This is a genomic window from Catellatospora sp. NPDC049111, assembly GCF_040648615.1.
GTDB lineage: Bacteria > Actinomycetota > Actinomycetes > Mycobacteriales > Micromonosporaceae > Catellatospora > Catellatospora aurea.
Genome location: NZ_JBEZEB010000061.1, coordinates 21,204 through 38,660 on the forward strand (window position 1 = coordinate 21,204; position 17,457 = coordinate 38,660).

Below are 17,457 nucleotides of genomic sequence, written 5' to 3' on the forward strand. Positions count from 1 at the left end.
CAGTGTGCCCGACGCCGTCCAGCGGCCGCGGGCGTGGTCTCAGGGCGGCCGAGGTCCCCCGAATCTCGGCCCACCCCGAGACCATCGGCACGTCGGCGTGCCAGCCGACGAACGCGCAACGGTTTGCCACAGGGCGTTTCGACCCGTGCCGTACGCTCGCCGATACCGCGCATCGTGTCCGATCGCGGTACAGGCGATGTACAAAGCGGACCGTAGTCGCCTGAGCACGTTTCGTTGTCGGGATCGTGGGCGGGAAGGCGAGACGGCAGTGGAGTTCCAGACGCTGGGACCCCTTCAGGCGGTACACGACGGACAGCCGGCCTACCTGCCGACGGGCCACAAGCCGCGGCTGGCGCTCGCCGTCCTGCTGGCCCGCCTGGGCCGGCCGGTGCCCATGGACGTGCTCGTCGAGGCGCTGTGGGCCGACCAGCCCCCGGCCTCGGCCCGGCGCAACGTGCACCAGTACATCAGCCAGCTGCGCGGGGCCCTGGGCACCGAGCGGATTCAGAACGCCCCCGACGGTTATGTGGTGCCCGCGGGCGAGTCGCTCGACGCGGCCCGGTTCGGCGAGCTGAGCGCGGCGGCGGCCGCGGCCCTGGACGGCGGCGATGTCGAGGCCGCGGCCCGGGACTGGCGGACCGCCCTGGACCTGTGGCGCGGCCCGGCGTATGCGGAGTTCACCGCGTTTCCGCCGCTGGCCGACGAAGCGCTGCGCCTGGACCAGCAACGGCTGGCCGCGTACGAGGGCTGGGCCGAAGCGGAGCTGGCCCTGGGCCGGCACCGGCAGGTGGCGGGCACGCTGGAGACGCTCGTGGCCGAGCAGCCGTTCCGCGAGTTCTTCCGCGGCTGCCTGATGCTGGCCCGCTACCGCAGCGGGCGGCGGGCCGAGGCACTGGACCTGTTCCGCGACACCCGCACGCTGCTGCGCGACGAACTCGGCCTGGAGCCCGGCCCGCAGCTGCGGGCGCTGCACGAGGCGATCCTGCGCGACGACGAGCGGCTCACCCGTCCCGGCCGGTACGACTTCACGCCCGAAGCGCCCGCCGCCGAGCCGGTGACCGTGCCCCGGCAACTGCCCGCCGACGTGGCGGGCTTCACCGGTCGCGACGCGGCGCTGCGGGAGCTGGACCGGATGCGCGACCGGGAGGCCGGTCCGGCCCGGGTCGCGGTCATCACCGGCAGCGCGGGGATCGGCAAGTCCTCGCTCGCGGTGCACTGGGCGCACCGCTCCGCCGAGCGTTTCCCCGACGGGCAGCTCCATGTCAACCTCCACGGCTTCGACGCGTCCGGCCCGCCGACCAACCCCTCGCAGGCGGTCCGCGGCTTCCTGGACGCGCTGGGCGTGCCGTCCGCGCGGGTGCCCGCCGACCTCGCCGAGCAGGCCGCTCTCTACCGCAGCCTGCTGGCCGGGCGGCGCATGCTGCTGGTGCTGGACAACGCCCGCGACGCCGACCAGGTGCGCCCGCTGCTGCCGGGCACGGCCGGGTGCATGGTGCTCGTCACCAGCCGCAACCAGCTGTCCGGCCTGGTCGCGGCCGAGGGCGCCCGGCCGGTGTCGCTGGCCGTGTTCACCGCCGCCGAGGCGCGGCAGCTGATCACTCACCGGCTCGGCGGGACCGCGGTCGAGCGGGAGCCCCGCGCCGTGCGCGACGTCATCGCCCGCTGCGGCGGGCTGCCCCTGGCCCTGGCGATCGTGGCGGCCCGCGCCGCCGTCGGCTCGGCGCTGCCGCTGGCCGCGCTGGCGGCGGAGCTGGCCGACGGGCGCGACAACCTGGACGCGTTCAGCGGCGACGACACGGCCACCGACCTGCGCGCGGTGTTCTCCTGGTCGTATCGCCAGCTCAGCGACGGCGGCGCGCGGATGTTCCGGCTGCTCGGGCTGCATCCGGGGCCGGATGTCTCGCTCGCTGCGGCGGCCAGCACGGCCGGGCTGACCGTGCGGCAGGCGCGCCCGCTGCTGGCCGAGCTGACCCGCGCGCACCTGGCCGTCGAGCACGGCCCGGGGCGGTTCCTGCTGCACGACCTGATGCGGGCGTACGCCGCGGAACTGGTCGCCGAGGCCGACCCCGAACCGGACCGCTTCACCGCGCTGCGCCGGACGTACGACCACTACCTGCACACCGCCAACAGCGCGACGCTGATGGTCTACCCGCACCGGCACCGCATCGCGATCCTGCCCTGCGACGAGCAGGTGACGCCGGAGGTGCATGCCGACCGCGACGCGGCCTACGCCTGGTTCGCCGCCGAGCACGCGGTGCTGCTGGCCGTCATCCGGCAGGCCTACGAGCTGGGCTGCGACGGGCACACCTGGCAGCTGGCCTGGACGCTGATCACCTACTTCGACCGGCAGGGCCACTGGCTGGACCAGGCCGCCACCCAGCGCACCGCGCTCGACGCGGCGCTGCGCTCGGGTGACGTGACCGGCCAGGCCCACGTCTACCACGGGCTCGGCGTCTCCAGCACCTGGCTGGAACGCTACGACGAGGCCCAGCAGCACTACGACAGCGCCATGGCGCTGTTCGCCCAGGCCGGCGACGCGGCAAGCCAGGCCAACACGCTGCTCGCCCTCACCTGGCTCGGCGAGCGCACCAGCCGCTACGCCGACGCCTACACCTACGCCGAGCGGGCATACCAGCTGCACCGGGCCACCGGGGACCGGTCGGGGCAGGCCAAGGCGCTGAACACGATGGGCTGGTTCCAGACCCTGCGCGGCGACCACGCGGCGGCGATCACGGCCTGCGCGGAGGCGCTGGCGCTGCACGAGGAGGTCGGGGACCTGGCCGGGCAGTGGGAGACCTGGGACAGCCTCGGCCACGCCCACCTGCACCTCGGCAACCACGAGCAGGCCGTGCTCGGTTTCGGCAACGCGCTGGTCCTGGTCCGCCAGACCCGTGACCGGTACTGGGAGGCGTTCATCCTCGACCACCTCGCCGACGCGCACGAGGCGCTCGGTGAGACGGGCACGGCCGGCGGGCTGTGGCGGGACGCGCTGCGCATCATGGAGGAGCTGGCCCACCCCGACGCGGAACGCATCCGCGCCAAACTCGACACCGACGCGGCCCCGGCCTGACCGTCGGCAACGCCGTCGGGGCCGCCACCCGGGTGGGTGTGGCGGCCCCGACGGTTCAGCGCTGTTACCGGGTGGACACCCGCTCGTCCGACTCGGCCTCGGCGGCGTCGCGGGCGAGCTTGGCGTCGCGGGCCGCCCGAGCGGCCTCGACCTCGCGTTCGGCGTCGGCCGCACCGGCCTCGGCGGCGCGCTGAGCGGCCAGTTCCGTGGCGATGGTGTCGTGCTTGCGCTTCAGGTCGAGGTTCTCGGCGCGCTGCGCCTGCAGTTCCCGGCGGGCCGCCATCCGCCGGCGGGCGCGTCGACCGGCCCCGCCGAAGAGCATGAACAGCCCGACGAGCAGCAGCGCACCGGCGGCCGCGCCGATGAGGAAGACCTCGCCGACCGAGAGTGTGGCGTGGTAGCCGAACAGCTCGACCGAGCCCACCGACGCGGTGAACAGGCCGTCATTGTCCATGAAGGCCACGAGCGCCAGTCCGGCCAGGCCGAGGACCAGCAGCAATCCGAGCAGCATCATCGTTGTCCTCCTGCGTGCCGACAGCGGTGTTGATTCGTGGTGACGGGCCGCAGATACCCGCCGGACACGGCCGTAAACCGCCGCGGAAACGAAGGATCCCCGCCGACCACGGGGGAAGTCGGCGGGGAACGTCTATGACGATACTCCTCCGGACCCGGGCCGGGTAGTCCACGGTACGAAGCAATTCGTTCCGATCTCCACCGTCGTGATCGGATGGCACGTCAGCGACCCGCGAACAGGCGTCCCACCAGGGCCGATGCCAGATCGTCGTCCAAGGTCCAAGGCCGGAAGAGCACTCGATAGACGATCGGCGCGATGACATGGTCGATCACGTCCTCCACGGGCACCCCGCCGCCGTCCCGCTCGATCAGCAGGGTCGCTTCGGCCCGGCGGTTGCGCAGGCAGTCCGAGTCGCCCGCCCCGGCCCCGGCCGCCCCGCCGCGCAGCAGTGCCGCGGCGGCCGGCTGCCGGAAGTGTTCGATGATCTCCTGCGCCCAACGGGTCAGGTCCTCGCGCAGGTCACCGGTGTCGGGCAGGGGCCGGTCCGGCGAGATCCGGTACGTCGCGAGGTCGTTGATCATCGATGGGGCGTCGCCCCAGCGGCGGTAGATGCTGGTCGGGTTGACCCCGGCCCGCTCGGCGACCATCGGGATGGTCACCTGGGCGCTGCCGCGTTCCTGCACCAGTTCCTCGACCGCGGAGCGCACGGCGGCGAGCACGGCGGCGCTGCGGCCGCCGGTGCGCCGGGCGGGGCTGGGTGTGGCAGACATGACTCCCACTCTAACGCAGAAATATTTGCTTTAACTTTCGCGCTGAGGCTACGGTCACCCCAGACACTAAACGCAATGATCTTTGCTTTAGGGAGCGCACGCCATGACCATCGCCGAGCGGGCCACGCCTTATATACCCCGCCACTCCGCCCGGACCGCCCGGCGGCCGCTGTCGCCGACCGTCGCCTTCACCGGCGCGGCGCTCGCCTTCGGGTCGCTCTACCTGGCCGCCGGTGCGCCCACCCCGCTGCTCGTCCTGTTTCAGCGGCAATGGGGCTTTGCGCCGTCCATGCTCACCGTCGCCTTCGCCGCGTACGCCTTCGCACTGCTCGCCGCGCTGCTGGTGGCCGGCTCGCTGTCGGACCACCTCGGCCGGCGGCCGGTGCTGATCGGCGCGCTGCTGGTGGAGCTGGTGTCCATGCTGATGTTCGTGTTCGCGCCGAACCTCGGCTGGGTCATCGCCGCCCGGGTCGTGCAGGGCCTGGCCACCGGTGCCGCCAGCAGCGCGTTCACCGCCTCGCTGCTGGAACTGGCCCCGCCGCGGTACCGCCGCTGGGGTTCGCTGATCGGCAGCGTCGCACCGGCCGGCGGCCTCGGCCTGGGGGCGCTGCTCACCGGTGTCGCGGTCCAGTTCACCCACTCCGCCAACGTGATCGTGTTCAGCACGCTGACCGTGATCATGGCGATCGGCGCGGTGGTGCTCTACCTGTCCGCCGAGACGTCCGCCCGCCGGCCCGGCGCGCTGGGCTCACTCGTGCCGCGGGTCACCGTGCCGCACCCGGCCCGGCGCGAGTTCGCCGCCGCCGTGCCCGTGCACCTGTCGGCCTGGATGATGGCCGGCCTGTTCATGGGCCTCGGGCCGACCATCGTGCGCGGCGTCTTCCACCTCGACAGCGGCCTGCTCAACGGCGCTACCGCGTTCCTGGCCCCGGGCGCGGCCGCGGTCGCGGGCATCATGACCGGCCGCTTCCACGGCCGCCGCGCCACGGTGCTCGGCAGCGCCGGACTGCTCACCGGCACGCTGGTCGTCGCGGCCGGCATCGCCGCAGGTCTGCTGCCCGTGGTCTGGCTCGGCGCGATCGTCAGCGGCCTCGGTTTCGGCGCGTCGTTCGGCGGCGCGCTGCGCCTGGTCGCCCCCCACGCCCAGCCGCACCAGCGGGGCGGCCTGTTCGCCGCCGTCTTCCTGGTCGCCTACCTGTCCTTCGGCCTGCCGCTGATCGTCGCCGGCCAGAGCGTCGCCTCCGTCGGCCTGCTCCCCACCGTGCTCACCTACAGCGCCATCGCCGTCCTGATCGCCGCCACGGGCCTGCTCACCCAGCTCCGCCTGCGCCGCAGCGACGCCGTCGCGGCCTGAGTGTTTCGCCGTGGCCCGGCAGTTTCCAGGAAACTGCACGAATCGATCGGCTGATTCGTGCAGTTTCCCGAAAACGCAGTAGGGCTGCCATGTAACGGACGCACCGGAGCATCGGCGGAATCGCCTGCGGTGCAAGCGGAAGCGGGCCGTCGTCGTCGCGCGGGAAGGGCCGTGAGCGTCTACAGTTGGCCGCCATGACCTCCCAGGCGGACGCGGCGGCGGGCACGGAGCGAGTACGCCGCTACTACGACAACAACGCCGCCGCTTTCGAGCGGCTCGGGCAGGGCGGCGCGTCCATCCACCGCGCCGTCTGGGGTCCCGGAGTGGCGACCCGGGCACAGGCCTTCCACCACGTGGACGAGCTGCTGCTCGACACGCTGCCGCCGGACCTGGCACGACCGTCCGTCGTGGACCTGGGCTGCGGGCTCGGGGCGAGCCTGCTCTACCTGGCCGCGCAGACCGACCTGACCGGCGAGGGCATCACCATCAGCTCCGCGCAGGCGGCGCGGGCGGCCGAGCTGATCGCCGAGGCAGGCCTGGCCGACCGCGTACGCTGCCGAGAGGGCGACTTCCTGGCGGTGCCCGACGACCTGGCCGGAACCGCCGACCTGGCCTTCTCCATCGAGGCGTTCATCCACAGCCCCGACGCCGACGGCTACTTCCGCGAGGCGGCCCGCACCCTGCGCCCCGGCGGCAGGCTGGTGCTCTGCGACGACTTCCTCACCTCCGCCGCCACGCCCGACTCGCCGAAGGCCGCCCGGCGCATGGCGGAGTTCCGCACCGGCTGGCACGTCGGCTCGCTGCTGACGGTCGGCCAGGTGCGCACCACGGCCGCCGCGCACGGCCTGGAACTGGTCCGCGACCTCGACCTCACCCCGTACCTTGAACTACGCCGCCCGCGTGACCGCTGGATCAGCGCCCTGCTGGCGGTGGGCCGCGTGTTCCGCCCGACCGGCCTGTACTGGCAGTCGCTGGTCGGCGGCGACGCGCTGCAGTGGGCGCTCATCCACGACCTGCTCAGCTACCGCTTCCTCGAACTGCGCCGCCGCTGACCGCGGTGACCCGCCGCGGCGCGGATCCGGGGCCCGCAAAGCCGTCGGGTCCCGGCCGACGATTTCAGGCGTCGACGTTGAGCCGGACCGTCACCGTGTCACCGGCGTCGAGCTTCTCGGCCCGGCGCACCACCGCCTTGACGGGCACGATGTAGCGCCCGTCCTTGGGGAACAGCGAGGTCGTCCAGCCGGTCGTGCCGATCCGGGCGGTCACCGGGATCATGCCCCAGCCATAGCTGACCTGCGACGACGCGTCTTCGAGCGCCGGGCAGTGCTCGTCGGGCACGGTCACGAAGTACCAGGGGGCCGGGCCTCTCCAGAACCAGATCTCGCCGCTGAACTCCAGGTCCATCGCGCCAGGATAGCCAGCCCCACCGACACGGCGGTCACGACGAGGGTCCACGGGGGGCCTTGCCGCGGTTCCTCGATCCCCCGGCGGCGGCGGGTTCGTGCCGGATCGACGGCTGCGCGTGGTCGCCCCCGGCCGGCACCTGACCGCCCTTCTTGCGGGACCCCCGGGCGCGGCCGTTCGCCTTCGCAGCAGGGGCGGGCGCTGCCGCAACGGCGGCCGAAGCGGGCGCGGCAGGCGGCGCGGGCGTCGGCTCCACAGGCCGCATGGGCGGCGGCGTCTCCGCGAGCCGCTGCGGTGCCGGCGTTTCCACCGGCTCGACGGCCCGCACCGGCGGTGGTTCCACCGGCTCGGCCGGCGGCAGCGGTCCCCGGTTGATCCGGCCGTCTCCGTCGATGAGCCACTGCTCGGACGGGAAGGCGTCGCCGCGCACCCGGGCCGCGAGCCAGTCGGCCATCAGGCCTGACGGGGACGGTCCCCGGCGCGCCGACGGCACGCCGCCGATGTGGTGGGGTGAGTCCTGGTAGATCACCAACTGCCGGGGACCCTGCATCGCGTCGAGCAGGGCACGGGTCCACTCGATCGGGCTGAGTTCGTCGTCCTCGCCGACGACGGCGAGGTACGGCATCCGGATCCGCTCGGCGCGCCCTCGCAAGGTCAGCGTACGGGCGAACCGATCGAACTCCGCCTCGTCGGTGTGCCCGGTCATGTACATGAAGCGCATCTTGTAGGCCGGGGACGCCTGCTCGAACACGGTCGTCCAGCCGGGTTCGTGGCACACCTCGGTGACGGCGCAGGCTCGGACACGGGGCTCGTGGGCGGCCACGACGGTCGCCGCGAACGAGCCGAAGCCGCTGCCCGCGAGCACGACCTGCTCCGGGTCGAGTTCGGCCCGCCCGGCCAGCCAGTCCAGGCAGGCCGGGCCGACCTGCGCCCAGGCGGGCATGCTGAAGTGGGTGCCGAGCAGCGCGCACTCGTACTGGCCCGGCCCCTCCAGCGCGAGCACGGCGAAGCCGCGGCTGAGGAAGCGGTCGCCGTACAGGGCGACCGTCGCCTCCTTGGCGCTGTCCAGGTCCGGCACCACGACGGCGACCGGGAGGCGGCCGCCGGTGTACCCGGCCGGCAGGTGCAACCAGGCCGGCAGCGAACCGCGGTGGGTCCCGGGGAACGGCACCGACACCGCTTCGACATGGTGGTCGGCGAGCGCGGCATAGCGCGTGTAGCAGGCGCGTTTGCGCTCGTGGTGCCCCCGGCCGGCGGCGTCGTCGGCGTGGCTCGGCCACTGCGCCGCGCTCCATAGCACCGCTGCCATGAAGTAGTTCTCCCGCGCGGTGACCAGGTCGCCCATGGCCTCGGCGGTGCGGGCGCGATCCTCGCGGTGGCGGGCGGTCCCGGCGAAGGCGGGCGCGATGGCGTCGTAGGTGCGCGCGTTGCGGCGTACGGCGGCGAAGTCTGCCGCGGCGTCCGTGCCGCAGGCGGCGTTCCAGTGCACCGAACGGGGGTGGTCCCAGTCGACCCCGTGCTCGGCGATCGCGGCCGCCCACCGCTGCTGTTCCGCGATCCAGCGTCTGACCTGCGGTGTCGTGCCGCCGGCGGGTGCGAGCTGATCCACGGTACTGCCGGCCGCCCTGGTCTGGTCGGCGAGAATCCTGTCCATCCCGGCTCCTCTCCTTGCGACCACCCTGCCCTGACTCGGCCGCGGAAGTGACCGATTCGGTCATATCTGCCGCAAATCGGCACAACAAGGTGGCGCCTGGCGGTCCGGCTCCGGTCAGGCAGGCGCGTCGACCGGGTCGCGGAAGTCCCGGAAGGTGAACCCGTCCGGGCCGGGGCCGTGCTCGTTGAGCAGCGCCAGGCGCGCCATGCCCTCCGTGGCGGTCGGCAGGTGCCCGTCCGGAACCCACCACATCACACTGTGGATCTCCACCGCCCGCTGGAACCACTCCCGACGCCGCTGCAGCACGGCCAGGTGACGGGACCGGTACACGTAGTCCCACAGGTCCTGCCGGGTGCGCCAGACCGACATGTTGATCAGCAGGTCGTCGCCGAAGTCGTGCCGGTAGGCCACCGCCGAGTCGGTCTCGGAGTCCTTGAGCCGCCACACGAACCCGGGCGCGGCGTCGGCCAGCGCGTTGATCAGGTCGAGGAGCGCGACGAACTCGGCCACTTCCGGGGCGCCGATGGGGGCGACGAGGCGCCCGACGTTGAGCTGCGCGAGATGCATGGATCGAGCAGACCACCCCGCTCGTTCTATGTCAACGAGTATTGTTTTTAGAAAACGACACGCAACACTCCCCCGGTCGGGGGTCCAGCTCAGCATCGGCGTCCCCACCCGCGATCCCCTTGCACAGCGCCAGGTTCATCGCGCACACGAGCAGCGGCTCCGCCTCGGCGACCTGCCGGAAAGGACAGTTGCGCAGGCGCACCCGGTCGCCGTCGGCGTAGGGTTCGTAGCCGCGTTCGCGCAGTGTCGCCAGCCACCCGCCGGGCTCGTGCAGCCGCTCGCCCGCGGCAGCGGCCACCGCCATCGCGCGCTCGTCCGCGGCCAGGTCGTGGACCACCTCGGCGAGCAGCGCCGCCAACTGCTCGTAGTCACGGTGCGGCAGCGTGACCTTGCGCGCGGCGCTCGCTCGGCGATACACCTTGGCCGGACGGCCGCCGCCCGGACCAGGCCTGGCCTCGGTCAACCGCATGAAGTCGATCTCCAGCAGACCTGCCTCGGCGAGCTTGTCCAGGTGGAAGGCCGCGAGGGTACGCGAGACCCCGGCCTCCTGGGCCGCCTCGTTGCGCCCGACGGCCCGGCCCTGGGCCACGACATAGTCGTAGAGCGCCCGGCGCACCGGGTCGTGCAGCGCGGCCACCGCGTCGAGGTCGTCGGTCACACCTCGAAGTCTGCCTCCCACCAGGCAGCGCGCCGATCGCGGGTGCTCCGGGACCGGCGGACAGTCCGGCGCACCGGCACGACGGGCGGTTGTGATGCTGATCTGATGTGGATCCGCTGCGTGGAACACTGTTGCGCACTCGTGTGAGACTCCTGGGGTGACGCTGCCTCCACCGCAGAATCCCCCCGGTTACCCCGGCGCCGTCCCCTGGCAACCGGGCGCGGGCCTGCCACCGCCGCCGCCGAAGAAGAGCAACACGCCACTGATCATCGGCCTGATCGTCGGCGTGGTGGTGCTGTGCGTGGTCGGGCTCTGCGGGGGCGGCGTGGTGTACAACCTCGTCAACGACGACAGCCCGTCGCCGTCGCCGACGGCGCAGCGGACCGCCCGCCCGTCCCCGTCCGACCTGTACTCGCCGCCCGCGCCGGTCCCGACGACGGAAGCCGCGCTGCCCGCGCCCGCCGCCGTCGGCGACTGCATCACCGTCGACAAGACCGGCGACTTCCTGGGGCTCGGCAACTGCAACGGCTCGCGCGGCACCTACCGGGTGCTGTCCGTCGACCGAGCCCAGGGCACCTGCTCGGATCCCGACGGGCCCTGGATCACCACCGACGGCTACCGGCTCTGCCTGGAGCTGTACCTGGTGCGCAACTACTGCTACATCCTGCCGACGGACACCGAGTTCGCGGTCGCCGCACCGAAGTGCAAGGCCAAGGGCACGGTGCACATCATCGACATCGTGCGCGGGGGGGCCAACGGCGACAAGTGCACCAACGACTACAAGTGGAACCACTGGTACCGGTTCCTGCACCCGACGGTCGTCTACTGCGTCATGCGGTACTGACCTCCGACAGCGACGAAGCCCGCCGGTGACAGACACCGGCGGGCTTCGTCGTCAGCAGGATCAGGCGAGGTCGTACCGGCCCAGGTTCATGACCTTGACCCACGCCGCGGCGAAGTCGCGCACGAACTTCTCCTTCGCGTCGTCGCTGGCGTATACCTCGGCGAGTGCCCGCAGCTCCGAGTTCGAGCCGAAGACGAGGTCGGCCCGGCTGCCGGTCCACCTGACCTCACCGGTGGCGAGGTCGCGGCCCTCGAAGGTCTCGGCGTCGGCCGACGTCGCCTTCCACGCGGTGCCCAGGTCGAGCAGGTTGGCGAAGAAGTCGTTGGTCAGCGACCCGGGGGTGTCGGTGAACACGCCGACCGTGGACTGCTTGGTGTTCGCTCCGAGCACCCGCAGACCGCCGACCAGCACGGTCATCTCGGGCGCGCTCAGGGTGAGCAGGTTGGCCCGGTCGATCAGCAGGTACTCGGCCGGCAGGCGGTTGCCCTTGCCCAGGTGGTTGCGGAACCCGTCGGTGGTCGGCTCCAGCGCGGCGAACGAGTCCGCGTCGGTCTGCTCGGCCGACGCGTCGGTGCGGCCCGGGGTGAAGGGCACCTCGACCGGGTGGCCGCCGGTCGCGGCAGCCTGCTCGACGGCGGCGGACCCGGCCAGCACGATCAGGTCGGCCAGCGAGACCTTCTTGCCGCCGGTCTGGGCGGCGTTGAACGCGGCCTGCACGCCCTCCAGGGTGTGCAGCACACGGGCGAGCTGGTCGGGGTCGTTGACCTCCCAGCCGCTCTGCGGCTGCAGGCGGATGCGGGCGCCGTTCGCGCCGCCGCGCTTGTCACTGCCGCGGAACGTCGACGCCGACGCCCACGCGACCGAGACCAGCTCCGACACCGACAGGCCTGACGCGAGCACCTGCGCCTTGAGGGCGGCGACGTCGGCGGCGTCGACCAGCTCGTGGTCCACCGCCGGCACCCGGTCCTGCCAGATCAGCGCCTCGGCCGGGACCTCCGGGCCGAGGTAGCGGTCGATCGGGCCCATGTCGCGGTGGGTCAGCTTGAACCAGGCACGGGCGAACGCGTCCGCGAACGCAGCCGGGTCGTCCTTGAACCGGCGCGCGATCGGCTCGTAAACCGGGTCGAAGCGCAGCGACAGGTCGGTGGTCAGCATGATCGGGGGGTGGCTCTTGGCCGGGTCGTGCGCGTCGGGCACGGTGCCCGCGCCCGCGCCGTCCTTCGGCTTCCACTGCTGCGCGCCCGCCGGGCTGCGGAACAGCTCCCACTCGTACCCGAACAGGATCTCGAAGAAGCTGTTGTCCCACGCGATCGGCGTGTTCGTCCAGGCGCCTTCCAGGCCGCTGGTGATGGTGTCGCCGCCCTTGCCGCTGCCGAGGCTGTTCTTCCAGCCCAGGCCCTGCTCCTCCAGAGTCGCGCCCTCCGGCTCCGGGCCGACGTGGTCGGTGGTGCCCGCGCCGTGGGCCTTGCCGAAGGTGTGGCCGCCGGCGATCAGCGCGACGGTCTCCTCGTCGTTCATGGCCATGCGACCGAAGGTCTCGCGGATGTCGCGGGCCGCGGCGATCGGGTCCGGGTTGCCGTTCGGGCCCTCCGGGTTGACGTAGATGAGGCCCATCTGCACGGCGGCCAGCGGGTTCTCCAGCTCGCGGTCACCGGTGTAGCGCTGGTCGCCGAGCCAGGTGGTCTCCGGGCCCCAGTAGACGTCGGCGTCGGGCTCCCAGACGTCGGGGCGGCCGCCGGCGAATCCGAAGGTCTGGAAACCCATCGTCTCCAGCGCGACGTTGCCGGTCAGGATCATCAGGTCGGCCCAGGAGATGGCCTGGCCGTACTTCTTCTTGACCGGCCACAGCAGGCGGCGGGCCTTGTCCAGGTTGCCGTTGTCCGGCCAGCTGTTCAGCGGGGCGAACCGCTGCATGCCCGCGCCGGCGCCACCGCGGCCGTCGCTGATGCGGTAGGTGCCGGCGCTGTGCCACGCCATGCGGATCATGAACGGGCCGTAGTGCCCGTAGTCGGCCGGCCACCAGTCCTGCGAGGTCGTCAACACCTCGGCGATGTCCCGCTTCACGGCGGCGAGGTCGAGGCCCGCGAACGCCTCGGCGTAGTCGAAGTCCTCGCCCAGCGGGTTGGCCACGGCCGGGTTCTTGGCCAGGATCTTCAGGTTGAGCTGGTTGGGCCACCAGCCGCGGTTGCCGTCACCCTGGGTCGGGTGGGGCGCGCGTCCGTGCGCCACCGGGCAGCGCGACTCGGCGCCGGCCTCGGCGTCGTGGACGACGGCATCGTGGTTCTCAGACATCGGATTCCTTCCGTGACTTGCGGGGGATCGGGTGGATCAGGAACTGCCTGCGGTGGAACAGCCGGGGCAGCGGCCCCAGTAGACGACCTCGGCCTCGTCGATCGCGAAGCTGTCGCCGCCGGACGCGGTCAGGCAGGGCGCCTCGCCGACGGCGCACTCGACGTCGGCGATGAGCCCGCAGGACCGGCAGACCATGTGGTGGTGGTTGTCCCCGACCCGCGCCTCGTAGCGAGGCACCGAGCCGGCGGGCTGGAAACGCCGCACCAGGCCCGCGGCCGTGAGGACACGCAGCGAGTCGTACACCGCCTGGTGCGAGACCTCGCCGCGCAGCGCGCCGACGATCGAGTCCGTGTCGGCGTGCGGATGCGCGGACACCGCGCGCAGCACCGCCATTCGGGGACGGGTCACCCGCAACGCGGCTCCGCGCAGCAGCTGCTCGAAGTCCGGGGTCGTCACCACGCCCCGTAGTCTGCTGCCTTTTCTGGAATGAGTCAAGAAAAAGAGTTGATCTCAGGGCAGCATGAGTCCGGGCACGCCTCGCCGGACAGCACAGGTCGAAGGCGAGACCGCAGCAGATCGACGGGGGGACATGGCGCGCACGCGCGTCACCGCCGAGCAGGCACCAGGACACAGGGCCGGGTCCGGCATATGCGGTATGGCCGCAGGGCGGCAGATCCGCGGCGGCATGAAACGGAGCAGGCGACATCGACATCGCGGCGCGATCGCACAAACGGCGCCGGGGCGACGATGGGAACAGGGTCGGGCAGACGGGAGGGGCGGGACGGCTCAGCAACGGGCGAGTAGCGGGGCGACGCCACTTCACCAGTTCTGATGGATGTCAATCGATACAAATACTCCTGTTCGCAGACGATGCGTCTTCCAGGTGTCCGGGTCTCGACGAGGGCCGGCCGGGCAGGTCCGGCCCCATCGATAAACGACGACATTGCCAGATTGTTTCGCCGCTATCAAGGGGCAGCCGCCAACCCGGTTCGCCAACCCTTTGGGATGCCGGCGAAACAACTGTCGATCAAGGCGTATCCCCTGGCAGATACCATCGGAGAAAGGTGAGTGCCAGCGCGGTCCGCGATGGTGCGAGCCTCCATGCAGGACTTGGATAACGCTTTTTCAGACACGATTTCGATACGTCTCGCGGGCGATTCTCAGCGCAGATAAGTGTTATGTGACCCGCGGTGCGGTGGTCGCGAGGCGACGACGGCGGCTGACCGGCACGGCGGGACCTCTCCCACCGCATCTTGACGCGGCACCCGCGACTCCGTCAGAGTCAACCACCCGATCCACCGACGACAGCGATGCGGAGAATGCCACCCAACAGCTCGACCGAGACCGCGCTCGTCGTCGCAGCGCAGGCCGGTGACCGCCGGGCACTCGACACCCTGATCGAGGCGTACCTCCCGTTCGTCTACACCATCGCGCGCAGGGCCCTCGACACCGAGGACGACGCCGACGACGTGGTGCAGGAATCCATGCTGCGCGCGGTGCGCGAATTACGGGACCTGCGCGCGCCGGACCGCTTCCGGGCGTGGCTGGGCGCGATCGCGGTCCGGCAGGTCAGCACCCACCTGCACCGCAGGCGGGCCGCCGAACGGCACACCGGCGACCTGGCCGACCTGGTGGGCACACCCGACGCGGGCGCGCGCTTCGAAGGACTGACGGCGCTGCGGCTGGACGTCTCCGAGCAGCGCCGCCAGGCGGCCCGCGCCGCGAACTGGCTCGACTCCGACGACCGGGTGCTGCTGTCGCTGTGGTGGCTGGAGGTCGCCGGCCACCTGTCACGCACCGAGCTGGCCGAGGCGATCGGGGTCAGCGTCGCCCACGCCGGCGTGCGCGTCCAGCGCATGCGCCGGCAGTTCGACGGCTGCCGCGCCGTGGTGGCGGCCCTCGACGCGCGACCGCGCTGTGGCGAGCTGGAGGGCGTCGTGGCGGACTGGGACGGCGTGCCCGGCGGGACCTGGCGCAAGCGGCTGACCCGGCACGTCCAGGCATGCGCCGTCTGCACTCCCGTGGCCGAGGCGATGCCCGCGGCCGAGCAGCTGCTCATCGGGCTCGCACTGCTGCCCGTCCCCCTCGCGCTCACCGCCGCGGTCATCGGCAAGAGCGGGCTGGCGACCGCGACCTCCGCGTCCGCACTGGCCGCAGCCGCCAAGACCGGCATCGTCAGCCAGCTGGCCAAGGCACTGGCGGCTCATCCGATCGCGGCGCTCGCCGTGACGGGCACCGTGGTCGCGGGCAGCGCCGCCGCCGTCATCAGCTGGCCCGAGACCCCGCCGCCGCGGCCTCCGGCGATCGCGGCACCCCCGCCCTCGGCCGTCGCACTCCCGCCGAGTCCGTCTCCGCGCCGCGCCGCCCCGAGCGCCAGTGCCGTCGCACCGAGCCCGGCGCGCAGCCCGGCGCGGCAGCTCGCGGTCGGGCCGACCTCCCTGGAGGCCGGCGACGGCACCGGGCTGTACGTCACGACCACCGCGGCGCTCGGCGTCCTGGCCCCGCTGTCCGGCGCGAGCAGCGCGTCGGCTCGCCAGCAGGCCACCTTCCGGGTCGTGGCCGGCATCGCCGACCCGAAGTGCTTCTCCTTCCGCAGCCCGGACGGCCGCTACCTGCGCCACTCGTCGTGGCGGGTGCGGCTGCACACCGACGACGGCACCGCACTGTTCAAGGGGGACGCCACCTTCTGCGTCCGGCCCGGTTCGTCGGCCGCGACGATCCTGCTCGAATCGTCGAACTACCCCGGCTGGTTCCTGCACCGGCGGGGCAGCGAGCTGTGGGTCGACCAGTCCGACGGCAGCGCCGGCTTCCGTGCGGAGAGCTCGTTCCGGATCCGGCCGCCGCTGGCGGCGTAGCGCCGGTGCGCGGGATCGTGCCGGATGCCGCGACGCCGACGGCGTTGACGTCGGCCGATGCCTCGCCCGTACGCAGCACGTTCTCGAAACATTTTCGCTGGGCTTGACGTCGGTGTTGTTATCGTTCACATTCGACTGACGGGACGGCTCACCAAACCGAGCGTCACAGCGCCATCAGCACTATCCGGAGCAGGGCGACGTCTTCTAGGGACGTGCTCCACGGGGCGCGTGTGACCGATAACCGAGTTCCCTGTTCTCACCGCAACCGCATCCGTGGACGGCCGTACCCATCGGCCGGCCCACGGCGCTGCGTCGTGCCCGCGGCCGGCCGACGGGCCGCACCCGACATCGAAGGAGGATGCCGTGACCGGCATCAGCACCATCCCACCAGCCGTCTCCCGGCGGCAAGCCTGGCGCGTGGCCCTGATCACCGTGGTGGTCACCGCCCTGGTCAGCGCCGGAATGATCGTCATGGCGGGCAACCGCGCCCAGGCCGCGACCGTGGACACCAGTGCCTGGTACATCCTGGTCAACCGCAACAGCGGCAAAGCCCTCGACGTGTACAACTTCTCCACCGCCGACGGCGGCCGCATCACCCAGTGGACCCGCGGCACCGCCAACAACCAGCAATGGCAGTTCGTCGACTCCGGCAGCGGCTACTACCGCATCAAGTCCCGCCACTCCGGCAAGGTCCTCGACGTCTACAACTTCTCGACCGCCAACGGCGGCTCCATCGTTCAGTGGAGCGACCTCAACGGCACCAACCAGCAGTGGCGGCTGGCCGACTCGGCTGACGGCTACGTCCGGTTCATCTCCCGGCACAGCAACAGGGCCCTGGAAGTGCAGGGCGCGTCGACCGCCGACGGGGCCAACATCGTGCAGTACGACGACTGGGGCGGCAACAACCAGCAATGGCAGCTCGTCCGCGTCGGGGGCAGCACCCCGTCGCCGAGCGCGTCCAGCTCCCCGCCGCCCGGCGGGTGCTCGCTGCCGTCGACCTACCGCTGGTCGTCGACGGGCTCGCTGGCCAACCCGAAGTCGGGCTGGGTCTCGCTCAAGGACTTCACCTACGCCCCCTACAACGGCCGGCACCTGGTCTACGCCACCACCCACGACAACGGCAGCAGCTGGGGCTCGATGAACTTCAGCCTCTTCACCAACTGGTCCGACATGGCCTCGGCGAGCCAGAACACCATGTCGTCGGGCACCGTCGCACCGTCGCTGTTCTACTTCGCCCCCCGCAACATCTGGGTCCTGGCATACCAGTGGGGCGGCCCCGCGTTCTCCTACCGCACCTCGTCCGACCCGACCAACCCCAACGGCTGGTCCTCGCCCCAGACGCTGTTCTCCGGGAGCATCTCCGGCTCCGGAACCGGCCCCATCGACCAGGCCGTCATCGGTGACAGCAGCAACATGTACCTGTTCTTCGCCGGCGACAACGGCAAGATCTACCGGGCCAGCATGCCCATCGGCAA

General features: G+C 72.0%; 14 protein-coding genes. 6 read left to right on the top strand and 8 right to left on the bottom strand.

What is annotated here, in order from left to right:
* Positions 1-268: 268 nt before the first annotated feature.
* Positions 269-3,070, top strand: a complete 2,802-nt coding sequence (locus AB0B66_RS41150; RefSeq protein WP_360540625.1) for a BTAD domain-containing putative transcriptional regulator — start codon at positions 269-271, stop codon at positions 3,068-3,070.
* Positions 3,071-3,134: 64 nt separating this feature from the next.
* Here AB0B66_RS41150 and AB0B66_RS41155 read toward each other — a convergent pair whose 3' ends face one another.
* A complete protein-coding gene (locus AB0B66_RS41155; RefSeq protein ID WP_360540626.1) occupies positions 3,135-3,584 on the bottom strand; it encodes a hypothetical protein in 450 nt (149 codons plus the stop codon).
* A gap of 221 nt (positions 3,585-3,805) precedes the next feature.
* Complete coding sequence (locus AB0B66_RS41160) at positions 3,806-4,354, bottom strand: TetR/AcrR family transcriptional regulator (protein WP_360540628.1); 549 nt, start codon at positions 4,352-4,354, stop codon at positions 3,806-3,808.
* A 103-nt stretch (positions 4,355-4,457) separates the two neighbouring features.
* Between AB0B66_RS41160 and AB0B66_RS41165 the strand changes: the two genes are divergently transcribed.
* Both AB0B66_RS41165 and AB0B66_RS41170 read left to right on the top strand, forming a co-directional pair.
* Complete coding sequence (locus AB0B66_RS41165; RefSeq protein ID WP_360540630.1) at positions 4,458-5,708, top strand: MFS transporter; 1,251 nt, start codon at positions 4,458-4,460, stop codon at positions 5,706-5,708.
* A gap of 194 nt (positions 5,709-5,902) precedes the next feature.
* A complete protein-coding gene (locus AB0B66_RS41170) occupies positions 5,903-6,760 on the top strand; it encodes a methyltransferase domain-containing protein (RefSeq protein WP_360540632.1) in 858 nt (285 codons plus the stop codon).
* Between the two features lie 64 nt (positions 6,761-6,824).
* On the opposite strand, the gene AB0B66_RS41175 is transcribed toward AB0B66_RS41170, so the two are convergent.
* The 4 genes from AB0B66_RS41175 to AB0B66_RS41190 all read right to left on the bottom strand — a co-directional run bounded on the left by AB0B66_RS41175 (position 6,825) and on the right by AB0B66_RS41190 (position 9,991).
* The gene (locus AB0B66_RS41175) at positions 6,825-7,112 is read right to left on the bottom strand and encodes a DUF1905 domain-containing protein (protein ID WP_360540634.1); all 288 of its coding nucleotides are present in this window, start codon (positions 7,110-7,112) and stop codon (positions 6,825-6,827) included.
* Positions 7,113-7,146: 34 nt separating this feature from the next.
* Positions 7,147-8,766 carry an alpha/beta hydrolase gene (locus AB0B66_RS41180; protein ID WP_360540636.1) on the bottom strand — a complete coding sequence of 540 codons (1,620 nt, stop codon included), beginning with the start codon at positions 8,764-8,766 and terminating at the stop codon, positions 7,147-7,149.
* 114 nt (positions 8,767-8,880) lie between these two features.
* Positions 8,881-9,333 carry a DUF3291 domain-containing protein gene (locus AB0B66_RS41185; protein WP_360540638.1) on the bottom strand — a complete coding sequence of 151 codons (453 nt, stop codon included), beginning with the start codon at positions 9,331-9,333 and terminating at the stop codon, positions 8,881-8,883.
* Between the two features lie 31 nt (positions 9,334-9,364).
* Positions 9,365-9,991, bottom strand: coding sequence for a helix-turn-helix domain-containing protein (locus AB0B66_RS41190; RefSeq protein WP_360540640.1), 627 nt, complete (start codon positions 9,989-9,991; stop codon positions 9,365-9,367).
* A gap of 157 nt (positions 9,992-10,148) precedes the next feature.
* Here AB0B66_RS41190 and AB0B66_RS41195 point away from each other — a divergent pair, with 157 nt between their 5' ends.
* Positions 10,149-10,835, top strand: a complete 687-nt coding sequence (locus AB0B66_RS41195) for a hypothetical protein (RefSeq protein ID WP_360540642.1) — start codon at positions 10,149-10,151, stop codon at positions 10,833-10,835.
* 60 nt (positions 10,836-10,895) lie between these two features.
* Here the strand turns inward: AB0B66_RS41195 and katG are convergent, their stop codons facing one another.
* Positions 10,896-13,127, bottom strand: a complete 2,232-nt coding sequence (gene katG, locus AB0B66_RS41200; protein WP_360540644.1) for a catalase/peroxidase HPI — start codon at positions 13,125-13,127, stop codon at positions 10,896-10,898.
* A gap of 36 nt (positions 13,128-13,163) precedes the next feature.
* The gene (locus tag AB0B66_RS41205; RefSeq protein ID WP_360540646.1) at positions 13,164-13,586 is read right to left on the bottom strand and encodes a Fur family transcriptional regulator; all 423 of its coding nucleotides are present in this window, start codon (positions 13,584-13,586) and stop codon (positions 13,164-13,166) included.
* A gap of 860 nt (positions 13,587-14,446) precedes the next feature.
* On the opposite strand from AB0B66_RS41205, the gene AB0B66_RS41210 reads away from it, so the two are divergent.
* Entirely contained in the window at positions 14,447-15,982 is a 1,536-nt protein-coding gene (locus AB0B66_RS41210) for a sigma-70 family RNA polymerase sigma factor (protein WP_360540648.1), read from the top strand.
* A gap of 462 nt (positions 15,983-16,444) precedes the next feature.
* Positions 16,445-17,457: non-reducing end alpha-L-arabinofuranosidase family hydrolase (locus tag AB0B66_RS41215; RefSeq protein ID WP_360540650.1), on the top strand; the 1,013-nt coding region annotated here is incomplete at its 3' end.